Source organism: Microbacterium sp. Bi128, from assembly GCF_918698205.1.
The window spans coordinates 1-1,101 of the sequence record NZ_CAKKMM010001596.1 but is presented as its reverse complement, the minus strand read 5'-3'; the positions used below and the strand labels follow the sequence as shown (position 1 = coordinate 1,101).

Genomic DNA, 1,101 nt, shown 5'->3' with positions numbered 1-1,101 from the left:
AGGCGGTGGAGCGGCCGACGAAGATCATGCCGGCGAGGCCGGCCAGGAAGGACATGTTCATCATGACCAGGAAGTTGACCTTCTTGGACTGGACGCCGGAGAGCTCCGCAGCGTGGCGGTTGCCGCCGACCGCGTAGATATGGCGGCCGATGACGGTCTTGGAGGAGATGAAGCCGTAGACGATGATGAGGACGGCGAGGATCAGGCCCGGAACCGGGAAGGACGTGCCCGGACGGCCGGTGGCGAAGAGGTACGTCGCGTAGAGGATGGCGCCGCAGACCAGCACCAGTTTGAGGACCATGACCCAGGCTTCAGGGACCTCGGCGCCGAGCTTCTTGGCGTTGCGGCGGGACCGGATCTCGCTGAAGATTACGAACGCTACGGCGAGCAGGCCGATCAGCATGGTGGGGTTGTTGTAGCCGGTCTTCGGGCCGAACTCGGCCAGGTAGCCGGAGCCGATGTACTGGAAATCCGCCGGGACCGGGATGGTGTTCGACTTGCCGACGAACTGGTTGGCGCCGCGGAAGATCAGCATGCCGGACAGCGTCACGATGAACGCGGGAATGCCGACGTAGGCCACCCAGAATCCCTGCCAGGCCCCGATCAGGACGCCGAGTCCCAGCCCCATCAGGACGCCGATGTACCAGGGCAGGCCCCAGTCGCGGATGAAGAGTGACACGCAGACACCCACGAAGGCCGCGACGGAACCGACCGAGAGGTCGATGTGCCCGGCGATGATGACCAGCACCATGCCGATGGCGAGGATCAGGATGTAGGAGTTGCCGTTGAAGAGGTTGATGACGTTGCCCGATGTGAGCGTGCGGCCCTCCGTGAAAATCTCGAAGAACACGATCAGCGCAACCAGGGCGAAGATCATGCCGAATTGGCGGGTGTTGCCGCCAAAGAGCTTCTTGAGCGCGTTCATTGTTTCAGTCCTTGTGTCCGGGGTGTTCGGATTGTTCTGGTTTGTCCCAAAGGGTCAAGCGGTCTTGCGGGCGGACGTCATGAGTTTCATGAGGCTTTCCTGGCTGGCTTCGTCCTTGTTCAGCACGCCGGTGATGGCGCCTTCGAAAATCGTGTAGATCCGGTCCGAGAGGCCCA

1 protein-coding gene is annotated in these 1,101 nt (G+C 62.3%); it reads right to left on the bottom strand.

The genetic code is table 11. From position 1 onward, the window contains the following. On the bottom strand, positions 1 to 925 hold a 925-nt coding region (locus LQV45_RS34810), incomplete at its 3' end, for a sugar ABC transporter permease (RefSeq protein WP_230012501.1). Positions 926 to 1,101: the final 176 nt, after the last annotated feature.